General features: G+C 62.3%; 11 protein-coding genes and 1 tRNA gene. 1 reads left to right on the top strand and 11 read right to left on the bottom strand.

What is annotated here, in order from left to right:
- Positions 1–22: 22 nt before the first annotated feature.
- The 5 genes from ACIQWO_RS24945 to ACIQWO_RS24925 all read right to left on the bottom strand — a co-directional run bounded on the left by ACIQWO_RS24945 (position 23) and on the right by ACIQWO_RS24925 (position 17,141).
- Positions 23–364, bottom strand: coding sequence for a DUF6984 family protein (locus ACIQWO_RS24945; protein ID WP_257958778.1), 342 nt, complete (start codon positions 362–364; stop codon positions 23–25).
- Positions 364–12,015, bottom strand: a complete 11,652-nt coding sequence (locus ACIQWO_RS24940; RefSeq protein ID WP_402829924.1) for a filamentous hemagglutinin N-terminal domain-containing protein — start codon at positions 12,013–12,015, stop codon at positions 364–366. Before ACIQWO_RS24940 ends, ACIQWO_RS24945 begins: the two co-directional genes overlap by 1 nt.
- 179 nt (positions 12,016–12,194) lie before the next feature.
- Entirely contained in the window at positions 12,195–13,103 is a 909-nt protein-coding gene (locus tag ACIQWO_RS24935) for a peptidylprolyl isomerase (RefSeq protein WP_402829922.1), read from the bottom strand.
- Positions 13,104–13,170: 67 nt separating this feature from the next.
- Positions 13,171–14,982, bottom strand: a complete 1,812-nt coding sequence (locus tag ACIQWO_RS24930; RefSeq protein ID WP_402829919.1) for a ShlB/FhaC/HecB family hemolysin secretion/activation protein — start codon at positions 14,980–14,982, stop codon at positions 13,171–13,173.
- Positions 14,983–14,984: 2 nt separating this feature from the next.
- Positions 14,985–17,141: a filamentous hemagglutinin N-terminal domain-containing protein gene (locus ACIQWO_RS24925; protein ID WP_402829917.1), complete on the bottom strand. Its 2,157-nt coding sequence runs from the start codon at positions 17,139–17,141 to the stop codon at positions 14,985–14,987.
- A gap of 516 nt (positions 17,142–17,657) precedes the next feature.
- Here ACIQWO_RS24925 and ACIQWO_RS24920 point away from each other — a divergent pair.
- A complete protein-coding gene (locus tag ACIQWO_RS24920) occupies positions 17,658–18,098 on the top strand; it encodes a hypothetical protein (protein ID WP_402829915.1) in 441 nt (146 codons plus the stop codon).
- A gap of 125 nt (positions 18,099–18,223) precedes the next feature.
- On the opposite strand, the gene ACIQWO_RS24915 is transcribed toward ACIQWO_RS24920, so the two are convergent.
- The 6 genes from ACIQWO_RS24915 to petA form a co-directional block, all read right to left on the bottom strand.
- Positions 18,224–18,299 (bottom strand) — tRNA-Thr (locus ACIQWO_RS24915).
- Positions 18,300–18,418: 119 nt separating this feature from the next.
- Complete coding sequence (locus ACIQWO_RS24910; protein ID WP_402829913.1) at positions 18,419–18,877, bottom strand: ClpXP protease specificity-enhancing factor; 459 nt, start codon at positions 18,875–18,877, stop codon at positions 18,419–18,421.
- Between the two features lie 77 nt (positions 18,878–18,954).
- A complete protein-coding gene (locus ACIQWO_RS24905; protein WP_150666236.1) occupies positions 18,955–19,566 on the bottom strand; it encodes a glutathione S-transferase N-terminal domain-containing protein in 612 nt (203 codons plus the stop codon).
- A gap of 82 nt (positions 19,567–19,648) precedes the next feature.
- Entirely contained in the window at positions 19,649–20,368 is a 720-nt protein-coding gene (locus ACIQWO_RS24900; protein WP_402829911.1) for a cytochrome c1, read from the bottom strand.
- 31 nt (positions 20,369–20,399) lie between these two features.
- Positions 20,400–21,785: a cytochrome bc complex cytochrome b subunit gene (locus ACIQWO_RS24895; protein ID WP_402829909.1), complete on the bottom strand. Its 1,386-nt coding sequence runs from the start codon at positions 21,783–21,785 to the stop codon at positions 20,400–20,402.
- Positions 21,786–22,400, bottom strand: a complete 615-nt coding sequence (petA, locus tag ACIQWO_RS24890) for a ubiquinol-cytochrome c reductase iron-sulfur subunit (RefSeq protein WP_150666238.1) — start codon at positions 22,398–22,400, stop codon at positions 21,786–21,788.
- Positions 22,401–22,498 lie beyond the last annotated feature (98 nt).

The raw sequence follows: 22,498 nt of genomic DNA, 5'->3' as shown, positions 1-22,498 counted from the left end.
ATTTCCGAGAATAAATACCCTATCAAATCGATGGAAAAACCTTCACCTTGGAAAAATCGACCTTCCACAGATCCAATTCATACAGATCCCCCAATTGGTCCAAATTAATTGCCACGGAAATCTCCACACCATCAGAATCAAAAAACTCACGCTCCGCTATTTTTCGACCAAATTTTCTAATTTCACAACCACCCCAAAAAAACCTCAAACTTCCCATCCCACCATCAGACAACTCTTCGACGGGAGCATCGCGAGCCGATTCGATCAATGCGCTTTTTTTATCCTCGCCAAGATCTGATCGAGAAATCAAACCCACCACCAGCGAGTACTCACGAGCGCTTAACTTTCTTCTTTTTCCCATCATTACCTCGGAGAAGTTATTCTTCCAACATTTATTTTTCCATTCGGAAATTTGAAAGCGCTGTAGTTAAACTCCACGCCATCAACAAAAACGGTACCGTTATACAAACCTTCTGGGATCATTTTTCCAATTTTCCCAAGATCATCCGACACCGATTTTTGCACCGCAGCGGCGTCATAACCACCATCAATTACATGACGAAATGCATGATCAGTTTGATTCTTATTTGCACCAAATTGAACGTTCGAAGTGGGATTGGCAACTGTGCCGTCAGTCGTGCTCTTATCCGCACCACCATCGCCACTCGAAAATGTCCAATTACTAGGTGGCGGAGAAGCCGGTCGAACCAATGATCCTAATATGGCAGCGACCACACATCCTACCGGGCCCCCTGCCAAACATCTCAAAACAACTGCAGGTGTAACCGGGGACGGTGCACCAGGTCCATTATTGCGCGGGCCGTCGGTCGGATCAATTTGACGGTTAGGGTCAGACTCTGCCTTGTTGGCATTCCTGCTCCCGATCGAAAAGAAGTTCCGAAGCCATTGATCAGGGTCTTGAGCTAGCAAGTTGTCCACGGCATAGAAGGCGCCGCCGTTCTTCGCGGCATCTTCCCGATGCTTCGAAGATCTAGAATCGTTATTCAACGCTTGGTTCTGCGCCCAGAACGCTCCAGCATTAGCGTCTGCTCCCGCTGCCCCCGACAGCCCCGCCCCCATCAAGCTCGACAGCATGGAGAGCGCGGCCAGTTGGCCCTCGTTGAGTGGCGCACCGCTTGGATCGATTCCTTTAATGAAGTCCGGTGTAAATGCCGCACTTGCTGCCCCACCGATTGCGCCGCCTGCGCATCCATTTCCGGACGCCGCACTTCCCGCGCAACCCAGCGCTGCGTGTGCCGCGATAGAAAGGATGTTCTTGCTTAGACCGTCCCCAAATAGACCGTCGGCTTTCGCTTCGCCAATCTGGAACGCCAACGCTGCGCCAAGGTTGCTGATCCCGTTTGCCTGCAACGCATCCAAAAAGCTGCCACCTTGAATCGTTGATTGCACCCCGGCCTGAATCACAGACTGACCGAAGATCGCCATGCCTTGAGTGATTGAGAAGCTCGCGGAGGCCGTGCTAGCTTGGCTCGCGGTACCTTCCACAAAAGTTGGCTTTACGCCAGCCAGACTACTCAAGCTATTCGGAGACGCTGTCGTCGAGAACCCCAAGCCATCGGCGCTCGAATACGTGATCCCGTTCAGCAATCCAGCCGTAACCGCCGCCGAGAGGCCTGTCTTCAGCACTGAACCGAAGTCCAACGAGCCGGTGAACATGGCCTGCGTGAGGGTCGAACTTGCCATCGCGGTGAGCGCTGCGCTCGCCATCACGTTGCCCAACCCGCCTGCTACGAATGTCGCGGCGACCGATCCAAGTTGCGCCGCGACCAATCCGGCCATCAGCGGTGCCAATGCCCCGGCCAGCATGGCCGAGGCCATGATCATCCCAACCTGCTGAATCCCGAAACTGCCGCCCTGCTTCACGAAATCCGTGTGCAGGTCGTTTTGCAGCGTCTGCTGGACGAACTTGTCGCCCAACTGTGCAGCAACGCCCGCGATGAACGCTTGTGTTGCCGCTTGGTCGACTTGGCCGTTCGGATCGAGTAGTTGGAGTGCGCCGCCGATCTGGTTGAACTGGTCGACGTTGAGCGTCAACCCGCCCGCTGCTGCGCTCATGAAGCCACCCGGCTGCACCATCGTGCCGGTGGTCTTCAGGTAGCCCGCGTCCTTGATGTAGCTCCAGATTTCACCGACGTCCACCACGTTCGCGCGGTTCGTCAGCGTGCCGGTGTTCACCGTCAGCGTCCCGCCTGAGGTGATCGAGCCCGTGTTCAGGATGCTGCCGCCCGTCGCCGTGCTGCCGAAGTTCAACGACAGGTCATTGCTCGCCAGAATCTGTCCGCCTGCGGACAGCGCTGTGAAGTTCTCCGGCAGGTACACCTGCGGCATTAGTGCCGTCACGGTCGGGCATTTCGCATTACCCGTTGCCGCGCATCCCGGCTCAGGCACCGTCTGCTCGACGTACCACAGCATCGGTTGCGACAACCCTGCGACCTGCTCGGGCGTGAGGGCTTGACCCAACTGGATGTTGTTCGTCTTCGCATACTCGACGGCGTTGCCGTACATCACCAGCTTCTGCTGGTCGTTGACGCTCAACTGCGACGTGCTGTCCGTCGACAACCCATTGATGAAACTCGCCTTGCCCGTTTGCATCAGGGCCGCTTGCTGGAGTTGGATCGCTTCCTGTTGCGGTGAGAAATAGAACGTCGTCGTGCTCGGTTGCAGCGACGCAGGCAAGTTAGAGATCAGCACTTGCGGGGAGACGGGATCGAGCGTTGCGCCCAATCCACCCACAACATAGCTCGGGCCGTTCTGCTGGCCTGTGGCTCCCATCAGGATCGATGAACCCGCACCGCCCAAGCTCGCCGGGATCGTCAGATTCAGGCCGCCGTTCGCCGGAGCCAGACTGATCACTCGCGGTGCGTTGCCGACTTGCGGCGTGTACGTGTTCGCCGTCGTGATGCCGTTGATCAGGCTCGTACCAGTCAGCGACACCGACTGCCCCACCACGTTACCCACGTTGACGATCTGACCACCCGACGTCACCGTCAGGTTCGGGGCTTGAATCGTCGCCGCGATGTTGCCCACCGGCGTCGGCGGGTTGATTACGCCACCCACGCTCGTGTACGCATCGCCATACAGCGACGTACATTCCGCAGCACTCCCACAGCTCCACACGTCATGACGCTTGTCCGACTCGAACATGCCCGTCTCTTGCACCCAGTGCGAGTGCCAGTAGGCATTGAGCGTCTGTGCGCTGTTCACCACCGGGCCACTGACGTTGATCGTCGCATTAAGACCCGCCGTGATCAAACTGCCGACGTTCGTCAGCGACCCGGCGTTGATCGTCAGATTGTTCCCTGCGCCGATGATCGACGAGTTGCCCGACTGCTGATCGACGTACGCCTCGCAGTAGCTCTCCTTGTAGCCACCCGCCGTCATACAGCCCGAATACTTTTCCAGCTTGCCGTAGTTCTCATGCACCTGAACCGGCGGCGGCAACGTGTTGGTGATGCCGCCCGCGACGTTCAGAGTCAGGTTGTTACCCGCGAGGATGTTGCCCGACGTGTTGGTCAGCGAGTCAGCAGCAGTCGTGCCCGTCGCCGACGAGCCGACACCGCCGATCACGAGATCGTGACCCGCAATCAGATCGCCGTACTTGTTGTTGATCGTCCCCGCAGCAATCGTGAGGTTGTTGCCCGCGATGATTGCCGCGTTGTTCTGCGCGAAGGTGAATGAAGTGGTGTTCGGGTTCTGCCCGCGAACGTCGTTACCCCGGTAGCAGGAGGCGTTACTCGTGCCCGCAGCACATCCGGCCTGCGACGTGAATTGCTGCGTATTGCCGCCCTGATTCGTGACGCTCGACGCGAAGATATTGACGTTGTTCTGGGCATAGATCATGCCCTCGTTGACGAGATTGCCGCCGTACAGATTGATCGTGTTAGCGGCGGTGATCAGGCCGAGAGGCGTCGACCAGCCAATCGTCGATGTCGAGGTGGGTGCCGCCGATCCTGTCGCGATGTTGAACGACACCGTCTGATGCGCGAGCTGCGCGTCGGACAGATTCTCGTTTTGGTATGTAGGAACCTCGATAGCCCCCAGCGACGCGAGCTGAGCGAGGAACGCGGAGTACTGCCCTTGATCGACCGCATTCACCACCGAACTGGTGGTCGTCGGCGATACCGCGCCGTTTGCCATCGATCCGACGTTGAGCGTCAAGTTGCGTCCCGCTGCAATCTGTCCGCCGCGATTCGACAGGCTGGACGTCGTGACCGAGATGTCGCCACCCGCAATCATGACGCCGTTCGCGCCCATTTGCGTCACGGTGGACGTTTGATTGACTGTAGGCAAGTTAATGGCCACAGACGTCAACGCGTTCGGCATCGGCGACGCACTCGCCTGCCAATAGTCGTAATCGACAGGGTTATCGCCGACCATGCGACTTCCCCTGAACTTGTTCATGTAGAACGTTCCGGAGCCGGTCGTCGGTGCAGCAGTGCCCGCATTACACGACAGCGGAGAGATTCCGCCGTTGCAGCGGTCCCCCGTCCACGGATTGACGCCGTCCGGCTTACCTTCCAGCGTCACGCCCGTCGGCGACAGCAAATCTCCGAGCGTTGCAGCGGATGTCACATCGAGCCACCGCACGTTCATGTCGCCTTCACCGCCACCAGCGCCCAGGCTGAGCTTCGAGCCACGGGTTCCGATAATCGCGCTCCAGATCAGACTCGGATCGACGACCGTCGTCGTAGTTGTCACGGCGCCCGACCCTGCCGCCTGATCATTAATCACCGCGCCCGCATTCACCGTCAGGTTGTTGCCTGCGATGATCGTGCCGCCGATGTTGTTCAGCGTGCCCGGCAACGAGAAGGTGATGTCGCCCGCCGCCTGTGTCTTCGCACCCGCGTTCGTGAAGTTGCCGCCAGTGGCGCTCAGGTTGCGGTTCGCCTCGATGAGGCCGCTGTTGATGACGTCGCGGGTCAGCGACAGATCGCGGTCGGCGTGAATCGTCGCGCCTACGCCGTTGATCGTTGCCGCGTTGATCGTCACATCGCTGCCGCCCACCACGCTGCCGCTGTTCGTGAACCAGCCGTTGCTCGCGAGCGTCAGCGCGCCGTTGCTCTGGATCGTGCCGCTGTTCAGGAACGACGCCAGCCCCGTCAGCACGGTGTTCGCGCCGCCAAGTTGCAGCGACCCGGTGTTGTTGATGACGTTGGCCGTGATCGACATCGTGCCGCCAGCCTGCAACGCGCCGCCCGTCACATCGAACGTCGCCGCGCCCATCGACGCCGCGAGGTTGCGCGTCGCGGCCAGCTCGCCACCCGCCGTCGTGACCGTGCCCGCGCCGTTGACCGTCAGCGCAAGATCCGCGCTCGCCGGTGTCGCGCCCGTCACGTCGCCCGCGAGGATCATGCCGCCGTTGTTGTTCAAACCGCCGACGTTGAGCGTGACGCCGTTCGCGCCAAGCACCGTCCCGGTGTTGGTCAGTGCGCCACCCGCCGTGACCGACGTCGTGCTGCCGTTCATCAGCCCGTTGTTAGCGATGTTGCCGGTGGACGTCAGCGTCAGTGCCTTCGTCGACGCCAATTGCCCGTTCGCCTCGTTGACGATGCCGCCCGCCGTCACCGACAACGGCCCGGCGCTCAGTACCGATGCCCCCGCCGAGTTGGTGAACGTTCCTGCGCCTGCGTTGAAAGTCGTCGCGCCATTGATGAGCGCGAGGCCGTGCGTCTTGATCCACTGCGTCGCCGTCACATCCAGCGCACCACCGACGATCATCGCGCCCGTGTCGATGCGTGCGCCGCTCAGCTTCGCGTCTTGGGTGACGAAGAGCTGCCCGCCGCTCGCGTCGAGCGCACCGCTTGCCGTGACCGTGAAGGATTTGGATGCCGTCGTCGCACCGGTGATAACGACGTTGCCGCCATCGAGCGTCATGTCGCCGACGACGGTGTTGGTGCCTCCCAACGTGAGTGTCTGTCCTGCACGCAGCGCGACCGTATCGTTGCCGGAGACGTTCGCGACGCTGAGATTGCCGTTTTGCGCGGTCAACGTCATCGCGCCCATGCTCGACACGCCTTGCAGTGCCGTCAGGTTCGTCGCAGCAGCCATATCGAGCGTGCCGCCCACGAGCACCTTGTCCAGCGTCAGACTGCCCGACGTGCTGATGAGCGACGCCTTACCCATTGAGGTCAATGCGCCAAGCAACGCGTCGCCTGCCGACGTCACCTTGACGTCGCCCGCCGTATCCACGCCGCCGAGCGTCAGCTTGCCGCCGGACGTAATCGCGACGTCCTTACCGAACGTCAGCGCACCGTTGCTTCCCGTGATGTCGCCGCCGGATTGCAGCGTCGCCGTGCCCTTACCGATGAGATGACCGCCCAATGCCATCGTGGTGCCGGACGTCAGCGTCGTGTCGCCGTTGACTTGCGCAGCCCCCATCGTCAGCGCACTGCCCGCCTTCGCCGTGAAGTTCTGAATCGCAGTAACGGGGCCGGTCAGCGTGACGTTGCCTTGCGTCGCGGTCAGTGCGATGTCCTGATTCGCCGACAGCGCGCCAGTCACTGTCAGGTCGCGCGCGGCCGTGACGGTCACGCCCTCGCCTGCCGTCACTGCGCCACCGAGCGTCACATCGCGCCCTGCATTGACGGTCAAGCTCGTGCCCGTGCCGACGTCGCCCGCAACGCGAACGTCTCCCGCGCCACCCGCCGTGAGCGTGGCCGACTTGCCCGCCTGGATAGAGCCCGCCGTCAGGTCGCCTGTCGTGGTCATCGTCAGGGCATCGCCTACGACGATGGCGCCCGTGACTTGCGTCGCGCCACCTGACACCGCGGTGAGGCCACCATTGCCGAACGTGAGCGACGTAGCGCTGAGCTTGCCACCTGCCGTCAGCAGGCCCGCGACAGCGTCTGCGACGACGCTGCGCACATTGCCCAGCGTCATGTCGCCACCGGACGTCAGACGCACCAGACCGTTGGCCGTCGTGTCGCCTTGCATCGTCAGCGACTTGCCCGCATTGACGGTGACGTCGCCCTGCGCGCCCGCGTTGCCCGTCGCGATCGCGCCGTTCGCCGCCGTCAGCGTGAGGTTGCGCTCGGAAGCCGTGTCGCCTTGCAGACGAATGTCGCCCGCCGCTGCGGTCACCGTGACGTTGTCGCCACCGACCGTCTTGCCGGTCACGGCGACGTCGCGTGCGCCAGTCAGTGTCACCGTGCCGAGTGCGACGGCGTCGCCAGTGATGGCCACATCGCCGCCGTCCGCCGTTACCGTCAGTGCCTTGGTCGCCTGCACGTTATGCAGACCCGCGTTGTTCGCGGCGTGGACGTCGACGTTCTGGCCAGACAGTGCGCCCGTCAGCGCTGTGTTGCGCCCCGCATCGAGCGTGACGTCGCCACCGAACAATGCCGTGCCGTCCCCGAGGATGTCGCGACCGGCGCGCAACGCGCCGATGCCCTGCACGTTGGTTTGCCCCGTCAGCGTGAGATCGTTGGCAGCAGTTGCACGCAAATCGCCCTGCACGCTCAGCTTGCCGCCGAGCGTTGCGTTGCCTGCGCTCGTCGCCAGTAGCGCACCTGCTGTCGTCACCTCGCCACTGATGGCAAGGTCGCCCATCTGCGTGATCAGTGAGAGGTCGCCCATCGTGAGCGCCGTGCCCGTCACCGACAGATTGCGTTGTGCGGTCAGTTCGCATGCCGCACCGCACGCCACGCTGCCTGCAAGGAGGATGTCGCGTGCGGCCGTCGCCGAGAATGCGTTCGGCGAAGACACTGCGCCATTGAAGACAATGTCACCCGGACCGCCCAGCGCACCCGCCGTGCCGGTCGTCGTGACCTTGATGCCGGTGGCCGAGTTGAGGACGCCGAGCGTTGCATTGCCGCCCGCCGTCACGTCGATGGCATTCGCCTGCACGCCGCCCGAGAGGCGCGTGTCGCCCGCCGACGTGAGTGTGGCGTTGCCCGTGAAGACGGCCTTGCTGCTGCCGTCGCCTGTGTCGAGCAACGTGCGCCCCGCCGTCAGGTTCGCATTCACCCCGAGCAACACCGCGCCGAGTTGCAGATCGCGCCCGGCGCTGATCGTGACGTCGCGCAACGCACTCGTCGATTGCCCCAGCGTGACGTCTTGCGCTGCGTTGAAGAAGAGATTCGCCCCGCCGCTCACGCCGCCCGTCGCGCGAATGCTGCCCCCACGTGCCGTCAGGTTTGCGTCGCCTACCGACTGGATCGCGCCACCCACAACGATGTCGCGTCGCGCGTCGAGCGTGGTGCCAGCGCCGCCGCCGAGCGTGCCCGGTGCGCCGGATTCGCCATTGACGACGATGTCGCCGCCGCCTGTGAGGCCCTTGGCAGTGAGCGCCAATGCGCCGGTCGACTGTGCGTTTTTGACGGTCACGTTGTTGCCCGCGACGACCGTCAGACCGCCGCCTTGCAACAGGCCGCTCTGGTCGACATCGCGCGCTGCGCTCACGTCGAGCGCGCCAGTGAACGAGGCCGAACCTGCGCCGCTGACATCGCGGCCTGCATCGATGCGTCCGGTGCCCTGACCGTTCAATGCGCCCTGGATAACGGTGTCGCGACCCGATGTGAGCGTCGTGTTGCCCGCAACAGCCGTCTGCCCGTTCATGACGACGTCCGTCCCCGCCGACACGGTCAGTTGTCCGTTGACGCCGAGCTTGCCTTGCGCGTCGACGTTGACACTGCCTTGCGTCGCCGTCAGCGTCGCATCCTTGGCCGTGCGGACCGTGCCCGTGATGTTGACGTCGCGTGCGCCGGAGAGCGTGGCGTCTTCGCCCGTCTGCAAAGTGCCTGCGACGGTGACGTCGCGCGCGCCCTTCAGCGTGATTGCACCCACCACACTCGACTCGCCGTTGACGACGACGTCACCACCGCCCGCGTTGCCGTTGGCCGATACGGAGAACAGTCCATTGGACGTGACGCTGGAAACAGTCGCGCTGTTGCCCGCCGTCACGCTCACACCGTTGCCCTGCAAAACGCCGGACAGGTTGACGTTGCGGTTCGCGCCGAGCGTCGCGGTGTTGGTGAACGCCGATGCCCCTGTGCCGACGAGATCGCGTCCGGCTTGCAAGACACCCGCGAGTCCGACGAGCGCGCCGCTCAGCACGATGTCCTGCCCTGCGGTGACCGTGGCGTTGCCGATGGCACTCGTCTGCGGTGCGCCGAGCGTCACCGTTTGCCCGGCGGTCAGTGCGAGCTGACTATTCGTGCTCAGGTTCGCCGTCGTGGTCAGATTGCCGGACGTCGCGGTAATCGCCACGTCGCCGACGGCCGTCACACCACCGTCGAGTTGTGCATCGCGCTGTGCCGTGACGACGAGCTTGTCGTTCGCTTCAATCTTGCCAGTGCTGGTAATGACAACATCGCGCGCGGCATTCAACGTCGCCACGCCGAACGACGCCAACGGTCCGGCCACCCGGATATCGCCGCTGCCGTCGAGACCGCGCGCCAGCACGTCGAGCGTGCCGCCAGTCTGAACATCGCCCAGCGTGACCACATTGCGGCTCGTGACGACGAGGTTCGCCGTCTGCAACTTGCCGCTCAGCGTGGCGTTCGCACCGGACGTCAGCCAGGTGTCGCCAAGGAAATGCGCGCCGCCGCCGATATCGAGATTGCCACCGGCATCGAGCTTTCCGGTGCGTTGGCCGGACACGTTGCCCGTCACGCGCATGTCGCCGCCGGATTGCAGGGCGACGTCGCCCGCTGCGGTCGCGGTGCCCGCTACGTCGAGCGTCGTACCGGCCGTCGCCTTGAGGTCCGCGCTCGCCTGAATCGTTCCGGGGACGGTGACGGCATTGCCCGCCGTGATCGTCAGCGGATTCGCGGTGCCTGCCGTCTGAAGCGAGCCTGCGACGTTGACGTCGCGCGAGGCGTTCAGCGTCACGGCATCCGCACCGGCCGTCGTGCCATTCACGAGAATGTCCCGCGCTGCCGTGAGCGCCGCCGCACCGTAGAACGAGACTTTGCCTTGCAGCGCGATGTCGCCACCGCCTGCATTGCCCAACGCGCGCAACGCGGCGACACCGGTGCTTTGTACATCGGCCAGTGAAATGCCGTTCGCCGCTTCGGCGTCCAGTGCGCCTGCGAGCAACGCCCCGGTCAGCGAGATGTCGCGCCCGGCGCGCAATGTGGCATCGGTGCCGAAAGCGAGCTTGCCTTTGCCCGTGATGTCGCTGCCTGCACGCAGCGTCGCGTCGGCTTGTCCGAGCAACGTGCCGTCGACGTTCAGCGTCTCGCCCGCACTCAGGCGTGCAGTGCCGCTCGACGCCACATCGCCCTGCACGTCGAGACGGCGATTAGACGTCATGTCGAGTTGTGCGCCGGATGCCAGCGTGCCGTCGATGCGCGTATCGCCGCCCGATTGGGTCGATACCGCGCTGTGGCCCGTCAGACGTGCGCCCTGTGCGATCTGGAAATCACCGCCAGTGACGATGGACACATTGCCGTTCGCGCCCGTGCTGTCGGTGACGACAAGACCGCGCGCGGCGTTTGCGACGAGGGTGCCGCCCACCGTTACCGGGCCCGTCAGACGGATGTCACCCAGCGCATTGTCATGCGTCGAGAGCGACAGATTGCCGCCGATTTGCGCCTCCTTCAGCGCCAGCGCCTTCGTTGCACTCAACGCGGCATCGCCGTTCGACTGAAGGTTCGCGAGCGTAAGATTGCCGCCCGCCTGCACGTCCATCGCCTTGCCCGATTGCAGCGATCCGGCCGACGTCACATCGCCAGTCGCCGTCAGTCGATAGCCGGTCTCGCCGAGACCCGTGCCGCTGAGCGCGACGTTGCCCGCGCTCGTCATCTGCACCTGCTGCTGCGCCGCGTGGTTGGCCACGGTCAGATCGCCGCCCGACGAGAGCGTGAGGTCGCCCGTCGTCGACGCGAGATCGCCCGCCATGCGAACACCGAGACCCGCCGTCGTGCCGATGACCTGAATCTGCCCGGCCGTCATTGCGCCGAAGCGCGTCGCGTCGATGGCGAACGCCTGCGCATTGCCCGTCGCGCTCTGGATGGCCTGCGCCGTATTGGCCGCACCGTTGGCCGACGTGATGTAGCGCGTGCCTGTGCCGTCCACCGCCCCCGTCAAGACCTGCTGATTGCCGGTGATGACGTTGATGCGCGTGCCCGCGTACAACGGCGCGTTGATGCCAACCGTCTGACCGATGAGATCGATCGCGCCGACGGTGCCTTCGATACCGCTGCCGGGGCCGTTCATCCCGGCATTCCCTTCCAACTGGATATGGCCGCTGTTGACGTTGTAGCCGAGCGCGTTGGCGTTCGCGAAATCGGTGGGCGTACCGCCCGGGCCCGAGAGGAACTGCGGTGTGCCGGTCGTCAGTGTGACGCCGATGGTGTTGGTGAAGCCCGCACCGCGTACGGAGATGCCGTTCGGGTTTGCAATGATCACCGTCGCGGGCGCGCCGAACACTTCGAGCGGACCGTTGAGTGCCGTCGCGTAAGCGCCTCCGGATGACGTCACCTGATTGACGATGGTGCTCGCGGTGCGGCCTGACAGATTTGGGTTGGCAGCAATCGCGCCGCCGTTGAGCGACGTGCCGTTAAGCAGGCTGTTGTTGAGGATCAGGCCCGCAGCGTCAACGTTGAAGCTCTGGTACTGGTTGAGCGAGATACCCGCCGCGTTCGGCGCCGTGATGTTGACGACGGGGATGCCGTTGCCGCTCGTGGTGATCTTCGGTGCGAAGACGACCGGTGCGGTCGGATCGGTGATCGGCGCGGCGGACGCCGTCTGCATGCCGACGTGCACACGCAACGACGCGAGCGAGCGCATCACCGTCAGAGCGGTCTCGTCGAAGCCCGCTTTCCCGGCGGTGTTTACCGCCAGTTCACGTGCGGCCGACTGGCTTATTTCGAACGTCACCGAGATCGGGCTGACAAGCAACGTCAGCGCAACGCACGCCGCAACGGCACGCTGCCAAAGACGAATCGCAGGCTTCTCCGGGAAGTGGAAATCCATCGCCTCGTCGTCGATGTCCATCGACTGACGTGCGTTTTCTCCAGCTTCGGTGATGCCTCGCGAAGATGTGTTCATGACGTGACCTGTTCGTTTTTGACGTGCTTAGCGCGAGACCGCCACACCACCTGCGGCGACTCGATGACCTGCGGACTGCTGAGTACCGAATACGGCTAACTGCGGATCGTCGAAGGCCGACGATGTCGAGCGATGCCGTGCGCCTCAATCGCGCCCGGCTTCGCTCGATGAATTACCGATTACTGCTGGATGCGTGCGTTCTTGACGAGATCGCCGATCATTTGTGCCGTGGCCTTTTCCATCGCCACCTGTTCGAGTTGCTTGCGCAGCAGCGGCGCGCTTTCCTCGAACTTCGGAATCTGCGTGGCGCGCTTGTCGTCGACGCGCAAGATCCACAGTTGCTCGCCGATCTGCAACGGCTCGCTCGACACGCCGCCCTTGGGCAGCTTCACCAACGCTTCGGCAATCGGCTGCGGCCAGTTCTGCGTGTTGCCTGCCGTGATCGGCGTCTTGAAGGACACCCAGTTCAACTGACCGCCCTGCGCAGCGTTCGGCCCCTGGCTGTACTGACGCGCCAACGCTGCGAAATCGCTACCCTTCTTCAGTTGATCGAGCACGGTTTGCGCGGTGACGGCGTCGCGCACGGCGATCACACTCGCGTGGTATTCGTTCTCGCCGAGCGTGGCGACGACCGCGTCGTACTTCGCCTTGACGTCGGCGTCGCTGACCGGTGCAGCGTTGAGGTGCTCCGTCATGAATGCGCGCGTGACGATCATCGTCTTCGCCGCTTCGACGGCCGCCTGCACTTCAGGACGCGTGTCGTAGTGCTGCTTCTGTGCCGCCTGCTTGAGCAGCTCGTTGGCGATCAGTTGCCCTTTGAACAGCTCGCGCAGTTGTGGGCTGTCGGGCTGGCCACTTGCCTTGACCATCGCGTCGACGGACACCTTCGAAATCGCCACGCCGTTGACGCTGGCGACGGCATCCGCCGGTAACGGCTTCTGTGCGTTCGCCTTGCTGTCGCCCTTGGCATCTGCCTTCGCTGACGACGGCGCGGCCGCCGACTTCGCTGCCATCGCCGGTAACGTCACCACGCCCAATGCTGCGCATACGCCCGCAGCCATCCACATACGGCTGAACTTCGCTTTCATCGATACCTCTCCCACAACGTTGACGGACGCTGCGAGCCGGTCGCCCACACGTCCGCGTCTTCGGAATTCATCCCGCCCAGTTGAGCGTGACGAGAACGACACTGCCTTTCGGCCCCATCGACGACGGCTGCACGAGCGCGCGGCCCGCCATCAGCTCGCCGGAGAACGTCTGTCCACGGAACTGCCATTGCGCGCGGACCCCGGCACCGGCGCCGATCAGCGTCGGCCACCCGGCTTCGGCCACCAGATGCGCTTTGCCGCCGTCGAGGAACACGTACGGCTCCCAGCGCAGGCCTTGCCAGACAGGGGCGTTGGCCCACACGGCTTCGTTGCGGACGTAGAAGCCGCTGTCGCCCGCGATGCCGCCTTGCATGAAGCCGCGCACGGAGTCCGTGCCGCCGAGGAAGATCTGCGCGTTGCCGAACAGAGCGACGGCGCTGTACTGGCCGGTGAGCGTGGTGCGCCACGTCCAGACCGTCGGGCCGATCTGCGCGAGCGGCATCTGGACGGTCGTGCTGGCGTCGAGCTTGGTGAACTGTGCGTGGGCGTCCTGCTTCTGAATGCCGTCGAAGTCGCGCGAGGCGTCGAGCCACGGCAAGCCCTGCGACACGCCGAGCGACGCCGTCAACGCACCGGACTGACCGTTGCGCGTGAAGCGCCAGAGGCCGGAGACCCCGACGCGAAGGATCGTCAGGTCTTGCGGCGAGAGCGGAATGTCGTTGACGTCGCGCTCGGTCGAGAGCTTCGTGAGGGTGACGTCGAGACTCACTCGCCCCGAGGACGAGCGTCTAAGGACGTTGTTCCAGCCGAAAATCTGGCTCAGCGTGCGGCCGTAAAGCAAGGCCGTGCCGCCGATGATCTGCTGGTATTCGGAGAGGGCTGCGGTGTAGCTGAACGTCTGAAAACCGTAGGGGACGGCCGCCGATACGACGAGCGCATTGCTGTCACGCGTGCCTACGTAGGAGAAGCTCAGCGATTCCTGCAAGCCGATGACGTTCCCCGCCTCCACCGACGCGCGTGTGCGCCATTTGCCGGTCGTCGTGCTGCCGTAGTTGTCGAAGCCGACGTTGTAGTTCAGACGGCTGCCGAACGGGTTCTGGATCGCCACAATCGACTCGCCCGCCGCCTGCCCCGGAAGAATCTGAATCTGCGCCTGATTGCGACGTAGACGGTTGATCTGGTCGACACCTTGTTCGAGCGCCGGGAGTTCGAGGACGTCACCGACCGATGCGGGGAAGGCCCATGCCGTCCCGGCGTCCGTCAGCAGGCCGCCGCCATCGCCTTGTTTGCCGTCGCCCGTGGCCGAGGGACGCAACGCGCCGCCGTTCAACGTGAAACCGCTGATGCGGCCTGCGACGACCGTGATCGCCAGCGTGCCGGACGACAGGTTCTGCGGCGTAGCGAGGTAAGCGCGCGTGGTGATGAGTCCGCGTGCGACGAAGGCTTCCGTCAGGCGACGCATCAGTAAGTCGATGCGGCGCCGCCCGAGCGATTTGTGCAGGAACGGTGCGGTGATCCGGTCGAGTTCGGAGGCGCTGAGGACTGTGTCGCCTTTGAAGACGATGCGGTCGATGCGAAACGTCGGCTCCGGGTCCGGCAGCGTGTCGATGTCGGCGTCTGCCGGGAGATCCGGCACCTGTGGCGACGCCGCCGGTGCCACTTCGATCTGTGCGGGCTGACGGTCGAGTTCGCGCTGCAACTCGCGGCTGCGTTGTTCGTCGAGCAGGCGCTGCGCGGGGTCTTGTTGTGGCGTGATGCCCGCGGGAGCGGACGGTATCGGCGGCAACCCGGGCGGTGTTTGCGCGAATGCGTTGTGCATCGTCCCGGAGACGACCACCAGCGACGCAGCAACGATGCATGCGGGATTAAGGAGGCGCATCGTCATAGTCCGAACCACGTCGTCAGACCGAGATGCGTGCCGATCCTGACCGGGTCGCGATACGGCACGAAGGCCGTCTCGATGCCCTGCGCGGCGCGCACGCCCTTTGCCCCGGCGATGACACCGCCCTTGATCACACCGCGCCCGGTCAGCACAACCTCACCCGAGGCCGCCGAGAACAAGCCGCCGTCGTTCTGCGCGTAGATCGCCGCCCAGCGATTGCCGAACCACGCCTTCAGGCCACGCGTGCCGTTGTAGGCGGTGTATCCGAGCAGGCCCTGTGCGGTGACGAGTGGCGCGTCGACCGTCAGATTGCCGCTCCAGGCTATAACGTTGCCGCCGATGTTCGTTGCGCTTTGTCCGGCGGCGAGCGAAATGTTGCCCGATGCCTGCATCTGGCCGCCGAAGGACGCTGTCGTGCTCGACGCCTCTGCCCGACAGAAGATGAAGCACGAGCGCTGATACGACGCCTGTCCCGTCATGATCGCCTGATTGACGAGCGTGTTCGTCGCCGTCACGCGGATATCGCCGCCGTTGGTCAGCACGGTGCCGCCCGTGTTGTAGACGTTACGTCCGGAGAGGGTGACGTTGCCAGCGTCCGCAATGATGTAGGAGAGCTGGCTCGGCGCGGGAAGCGAACCGTAGTCGACGGAGAAGCCTTCGTCGCGGGCGGAGAAGAACAACCAGCGTCGGCCACTGTTGGCGTAGGCGGTCGAGACGCCGCCGTTCGCGCCTTCGGTGTGGGAGATGACGTTGCTGAGATCGCCTTGCGCCGCCATCGTGACCGACTGGTTCGATTCGACGCGCGCGTTCAGGTTGACGATGTCGCGTGCGGCACGCATGACGACGTCGTCGCTCACACCAAAGACGACGCCGAACGCACCGCCCGGATTCGTAGGGTCCGAGGTGTTGGTGATCGTGCCGCCAGCGTTGAACGTGATTGCGCCTTCGGAGGACGTCAACGCACGCTCGCGCGTGACGCCCTGAATCAGGCTGCTGATGTTCGTGATGTCGCCCTGAGCGTTGACGACGATGCCGCTGCGCGAGGACACGAGCGTCGACTGAATCGCGCCCGCGTTCGCCACGAGTACGCTGCCGCTGGACAGGTTGATCGAGCCGCCGGTGAGGATCGACGCGCCGCGCATGGCGGTTTGTCCGCTCGCCTGCCACGACAGATTGTTAGCGACGTTGATCTTGCTCGACGGGGCGAGGAGCACGTCGCCTGCGGAAGTCAGGGAGAAGTCGCCCGCGTTGGCCATCATCGCGCCCGCGTGACGCACCCCCGCGCCGAGGTCCGTCGTCAACAACTGAATCCGGCCGGATGTGATGCTGCCTGCGGGCTCGATGTCGAGCGCGATGGCGTTCGGGTTGGATTGCTGGCTATTGGCGAACGTCACCCAGTCGTTGTTGTTGTCGTCCGGCGAAAAACTCGTGTTAAGCGAGACTTTGCTGCTACCGGCGATGACGCGCACATACGCCGTGGGCGATGAGAAGTCGTTGGTGATGGGCGCGCTGACCTTGACCGTCTTGGCGATGAGTTCCAGACCGATCAGCGTGCCCGCGAGCCCGCCGCCGGTGATCTCGATGGTGCCCTGGCCGGTGTTGAGCACAACGTTGCGCTGGTACAGGCCGGGGGCAACGAGGACGTCGTTGAACGACACTTGCCCGGTGCTGAGCGCGACGTGGCCGGTGTTGACGAACGATCCCCCGTTGACGGTAATGCCGTTCGGATTCGCGAGGATGACGTTCGCGCGCGGCCCGGCCACTGCGATCTGTCCCTGAATCTGGCTAGGGGCAGTTCCCGTCACCTCGTTGACGATGGTCCGTGCGTTCACCCCTGTGTTGTTCAGGGTCGCACCGGCGCGGTCGACGTTGAAGCTGGTATAGGTGTTGTGTGAGACGCCGTAGACGGGGGCTGCGATGTTGACGTTCTGGCGTCCGTCCGCGCCAACGGTGACGGAGGTCGCGGTGCCGCCGTCCGGGACAATGCCCGCGGCATGGCAATGCGCGGCCGCAGCGAGCAAAGTCGCCAGGCCGTACCTCGATACCCGTTGAAACTGTTGAAACCGCTGAATCCCCGAACTGCGATTGCTGCGTTTGCTGTGCCCGCCAATCCCGCCGGCCAACGGCGAGACTTCGCGCGTTGATTGCCAAGGCATCTGATCTTCGTTCTTTTGATTGTGATACTGCTCGCAACATCCGAAGGCCGCGTCGAACGTGACCTACGGTCACATCGTCTGCGTTCCCCGAAACGGCTTCTCGTGCGCCGGCTATCGTGATGTGCCAGCTTTGCGCAAGACGCCGCGCCCCTCGGATTCCTAACTGGTGAGAACCAGCCCAGACAGAGCATTACGGATCGAGATGTAGATTTCTTTAGGGTTTCGACGTTTTTATTTGTTTTTATTTACTCCGATGCTTTTTTCGGGACGAATAAATGCATCAAGCTATCACTCTAGACGTCGATTTATATCGAACTACGTAGGATCACGCAGCTTATTGATTTCTTGGGTTGCATCGGGCACGAAGTAGCGCATTCATGGCTAAATAGTTGTGAAAGCAACGTCTAACAGATATAGGAATTCATCCAGATACTTAGGATTCCATGTAGTAATTGAGGCTTTCTCTATGAATTGCGATCATGGCGTGGTTGAGCAAAAAAACCTGAAATGAACATCATGAAGAAAGTCCTGATCTGTTTCGCGATGCTGATCTGTAGCGCATCGGGTTCAGCCTTTGCGCAGAGTTGCGCAAACATACGCGATAGCGACCGTCGTGCTTTCTGCTACGCCAGACAAGGCAACGGAAGCTGCGCAAACATCGGTAGCAGCGATCTCCGCGCGGAGTGCTATGCCGAGAAGGGCAATAGCAGTTGCGCCAACATCGGTAATAGCGATCAGCGCGCTTATTGCTATGCCAAGCAGGGCAAAATGAGCTGCGCAAACATCAACAACAGCGATCTGCGCTCGCAGTGCTATGCCGAGAAGGGGAATGTTAGTTGCGCGAACATCGGGAACAGCGATCAGCGTGCTTATTGCTATGCCAAGCAGGGCAAAGTGAGCTGCGCAAACATCAACAACAGCGATTTGCGTGCGCAGTGTTACGCGGAGAAGAGATAGGAGTACGGGGATTGGCTCGGGATATCGAGCCGTCCCGGTGCTGAAGGGACAGCGGCCACGCAGGTCCCATCATCCCCCAGAAAGCACAAAGGGTTACGTGAAATCACGTAACCCCTTGTCTTGTTTGGTGCCGGCTGCAGGACTCGAACCCGCCACCTGATGATTACAAATCAACTGCTCTACCAGATGAGCTAAGCCGGCGAAGTCGCGTAGTATAACCGATTCGTCGGTCACTGCGACCACCTGTCGGTGCGAAATCGTTCGATATTTCGCAGCTCGACGCGACGCCCGAAAGCCTCGCGTCTCACCGCCGTCACGAATTACTTCACGACCTTCAGATGCGCACGTCCGGCGTTGCCGCCAGCCGCGCCATTACCACCGGGCCGCGTCGGATCCGGGTCGTCGCCTTCCGGCTCCTGCGCCGTCGGCACCGCTTCCAGCTCGGGGCCCTCGTCCGCAGACGCCTGCTTGTCGACCGGGAACGCCATGCCCTGACCATTCTCGCGAGCATAAATCGCAAGCACGTTCGGCACCTGCACTTCCACCTTCTGCGAGATGCCGCCAAAGCGGGCGCTGAATTCAATCGAGTCGTTGCCCATCTGCAATCCGCTCGTGGCATCGAAGCTGATGTTCAGCACGATCTCGCCATCTTTCACAAACTCGCGCGGAACACGCGTTCTGGCATCGACATGCACGGCCAGATACGGTGTGTACCCATTGTCGGTACACCACTCGTACAGCGCGCGCAGTAAATAAGGCTTGGTAGACGTTTCAGGCATATAACCAACTTATCCCGCCGCGAAACCCGTTCGCCATTCCCCGGCAAACCAGCCTCGCCAGCGGGCATATCGACACATTAGCGACGCATGACCTTTTCGGACGGCGTCAGTGCTTCAATGTACGCCGGACGGCTGAAAATCCGCTCGGCATACTTCATCAACGGTGCAGCGTTCTTCGACAGTTCGATGCCGTAGTGATCCAGACGCCACAGCAGCGGTGCAATCGCCACGTCGAGCATCGAGAACTCCTCGCCCAGCATGTACTTGTTCTTCACGAAAATCGGCGCAAGCTGCGTCAGACGATCGCGAATCGAAGCACGGGCCCTCTCGTGCGTCTTCTCCGCCGCCTTGCCCTTTTCGTTCTCGAGCGAGCTCACATGCACAAACAGCTCTTTCTCGAAGTTGAACAGGAACAGGCGCGCACGCGCACGCTGCACCGGATCGGCCGGCATCAGCTGCGGATGCGGGAATCGCTCGTCAATGTACTCATTGATGATGTTCGATTCGTACAGAATCAGGTCGCGCTCGACAAGAATCGGCACCTGACCGTACGGGTTCATCACCGCAATGTCTTCCGGCTTGTTGAACAGATCGACGTCACGGATTTCGAAATCCATGCCCTTTTCGAACAGAACCAGCCGGCAACGCTGGGAGAAGGGGCACGTCGTGCCCGAGTACAAAACCATCATAGCGCGTCTTCCTTAAAAACCAACGGGGCCGGGGCGGGAAACCGAGCTTCCCAAACCCTGGCCCCGTCGTACAGACGTTATTTTACTTCACGTCCTTCCAATAGGCCGAATTCAGGCGCCAGGCAAGTACCGTAAAGAGTCCAAGGAACAAAAGAACCCAGACACCCAACTGCCGACGCGTCCGTTGCGCCGGCTCCGACATCCAATCCAGATAAGATACCAAATCCGCCATAGCAGAATCAAATTCCACTGGCTTCATCGTCCCTTGAGTGATCTGCACGAACTGTGCCGGGCCATGTTCCGCCCCCTCCGCATGCTTCAGACCCCGCTGTCCCTGCAACTGCCAGAACGGGTTCGGCATGCCCACATTCGGGAACGCGACGTTATTCCAACCGGTCGGACGGGAATCGTCCCGGTAGAAGGTACGCAGGTAGGTGTACAGCCAGTCCGTGCCCTTGGCACGAGCCTCGACCGACAGATCGGGCGGGGCCGAGCCGAACCACTCCTTGGCGTCCGCCGTGCGCATGGCGACCGTCATCGTCTCGCCGATCTTGTCGGTCGTGAAGAGCAGATTGTTCTTGATCTCCACATCCGACAAGCCCAGATCCTTGAGCCGCGAATACCGCATCGACGCCGCCGAGTGGCAGTTCAGGCAGTAGTTCACAAACATTTTGGCGCCCCGCTGCAGCGACGCCAGATCGTCAATCCGGTTGGGCGCCGTGTCCAGCGCTCCACCCTCTTCAGCCAAAGCCGGCGCCGTGAAGCCACTCAGGAGCGCCAGGATAAGCAACAGTTTTCTCATCTTGATATCCCTAGTCGTCGTTTGAGTGCGCTCAATGCGCCGCGAAGGTCACGCGATCCGGCACCGGCTTGAAGGTGCCGCGCTTGCTCCACAGCGGCATCAGCCAGAAGAATCCGAAGTAATACAGCGCGCCAATCTGCGAGATGGCCGTCTTCACGGGCGTCGGCTCCTGGATCCCCAGATACCCCAGCACCGCAAAAACAACGACGAGAATACCCAGCAACACCTTATGGAATCCCGGACGGTAACGAATCGACTTCACCGGGCTATGGTCCAGCCACGGCAGGAAGAACAGCGTCACCACCGCGCCGCCCATCACCACCACGCCCCAGAACTTCGCCTCGGTCAGGTACATCGCCAGCAGCAGCAACACCACGCCGCCCGACGCGGCCACCTTGGTGGTCACCGCCGCTTTGCCCTTGATCCACCAGACTGCCGTGACCAGCACCGCAATGCCCATCAGCAGATGCTTGAAGTCATCGGTCGTGGCGCGCAGCATCGAATAGAACGGCGTGAAATACCATACCGGAGCGATGTGCGGCGGCGTCTTGAGAGGGTCCGACGGGATGAAGTTGTTCGCTTCCAGGAAGTAGCCGCCCATCGTCGGCGCGAAGAACACGATCGCCGAGAAGACCATCAGGAACACGCCCACGCCCATGATGTCGTGAACCGTGTAGTACGGATGGAACGGAATTCCGTCGAGCGGACGGCCGTTGGCGTCCTTCTTGTCCTTGATCTCGACGCCGTCCGGGTTATTCGACCCGACTTCGTGCAGCGCAATGATGTGCGCGACGATCAGCCCGATGAGCACCAGCGGAATCGCGATCACGTGGAACGCGAAGAAGCGGTTGAGCGTGGCGTCCGACACCACGTAGTCGCCGCGAATCCACAGCGAGAGGTCCGGGCCGATGAACGGAATCGCCGAGAACAGGTTCACGATCACCTGCGCGCCCCAGTAGGACATCTGGCCCCAAGGCAGCAGATAGCCCATGAACGCCTCGGCCATCAGGCACAGGAAGATCAGGCAACCGAATACCCACACCAGCTCGCGCGGCTTACGGTACGAGCCGTAGAGCAGCCCGCGGAACATGTGCAGATACACCACGACGAAGAACATCGAGGCGCCCGTTGAGTGCATGTAGCGGATGAGCCAGCCCCACGGCACCTCGCGCATGATGTACTCGACCGACGCGAACGCGAGGTTGGCGTCGGGCTTGTAGTTCATCACCAGGAAGATGCCGGTGAGAATCTGGATCACCAGCACCAGCATGGCCAGCGAGCCGAAGAAGTACCAGAAATTGAAGTTCTTTGGGGCGTAATACTCGGATGCGTGGTCTTTCCAGAGCTGCGTGAGCGGAAACCGGCGATCGATCCAGCCCAGCAAGCCCGTCGTGTCGACTTGTTTGTCGGCGGCCATTTACGCTTCTCCTTTTTCGTCTTTACCGATCACGATCTTGCTGTCGCTCAGGAACATGAAACGAGGAACGTCGAGATTCTTTGGCGCCGGCTTGTTCTTGAAAACACGACCAGACATATCGTAGGTCGAACCATGGCACGGGCACAGGAAGCCCGGGTCCTGGCCAAGGGCCGGGATGGTATTCGCTACGTAAGGGCCGGAAGGGATGCAGCCGAGGTGCGTACAGACGCCGATGACGACGAGCAGATCCTTATGCTCGACGCGCGTGCGGAACTCGTTCTTGGCGTAATCCGGCATCGGAAAGGAAAACGTTTCCTTGGAGTCCGGATCGGCCAGTTCGGCGGTCACTTTGGACAGCGAAGCCATTTCGTCCGGCGTGCGGCGTACGATCCACACGGGAAGGCCGCGCCAGGCGACCGTCATCTTCTCTCCGGGCCGCAACCCGCTGATGTCGGCTTCGACGGGCGCTCCGCCAGCCTTGGCGCGCTCCGAAGGTTCGAGGGAACTGACGAAAGGAACCACGGTTACAACGCCGCCTACGCCTCCTACTACGGACGTTGCAATCAAAAGGTTCCGGCGGTTGCTGTCGACGGCACGTTTCTGATTGTTACTCATCACAAGCCCCACACGGTTGAATTTGTATTTCCGTCAACCTTAAATCATACGCGAGCGTAAATGCCTGAAACAACGGCAAAACGCCTCAGTCTCCTAGT

The sequence above is a fragment of the Pandoraea sp. NPDC090278 genome (genome assembly GCF_044772185.1).
Lineage (GTDB): Bacteria > Pseudomonadota > Gammaproteobacteria > Burkholderiales > Burkholderiaceae > Pandoraea.
The sequence above is the reverse complement of the archived record's forward strand: the minus strand, read 5'-3'. Positions and strand labels throughout refer to the sequence as shown.

Coding starts and splice junctions, on each gene's coding strand:
- ACIQWO_RS24935 (WP_402829922.1), bottom strand. CDS start 13,103: ATGAAAGCGAAGTTCAGCCGTATGTGGATGGCTGCGGGCGTATGCGCA.
- ACIQWO_RS24905 (WP_150666236.1), bottom strand. CDS start 19,566: ATGATGGTTTTGTACTCGGGCACGACGTGCCCCTTCTCCCAGCGTTGC.
- ACIQWO_RS24920 (WP_402829915.1), top strand. CDS start 17,658: ATGAAGAAAGTCCTGATCTGTTTCGCGATGCTGATCTGTAGCGCATCG.
- ACIQWO_RS24925 (WP_402829917.1), bottom strand. CDS start 17,141: ATGCCTTGGCAATCAACGCGCGAAGTCTCGCCGTTGGCCGGCGGGATT.
- petA (WP_150666238.1), bottom strand. CDS start 22,400: ATGAGTAACAATCAGAAACGTGCCGTCGACAGCAACCGCCGGAACCTT.
- ACIQWO_RS24945 (WP_257958778.1), bottom strand. CDS start 364: ATGATGGGAAAAAGAAGAAAGTTAAGCGCTCGTGAGTACTCGCTGGTG.
- ACIQWO_RS24940 (WP_402829924.1), bottom strand. CDS start 12,015: ATGAACACATCTTCGCGAGGCATCACCGAAGCTGGAGAAAACGCACGT.
- ACIQWO_RS24900 (WP_402829911.1), bottom strand. CDS start 20,368: ATGAGAAAACTGTTGCTTATCCTGGCGCTCCTGAGTGGCTTCACGGCG.
- ACIQWO_RS24895 (WP_402829909.1), bottom strand. CDS start 21,785: ATGGCCGCCGACAAACAAGTCGACACGACGGGCTTGCTGGGCTGGATC.
- ACIQWO_RS24910 (WP_402829913.1), bottom strand. CDS start 18,877: ATGCCTGAAACGTCTACCAAGCCTTATTTACTGCGCGCGCTGTACGAG.
- ACIQWO_RS24930 (WP_402829919.1), bottom strand. CDS start 14,982: ATGCGCCTCCTTAATCCCGCATGCATCGTTGCTGCGTCGCTGGTGGTC.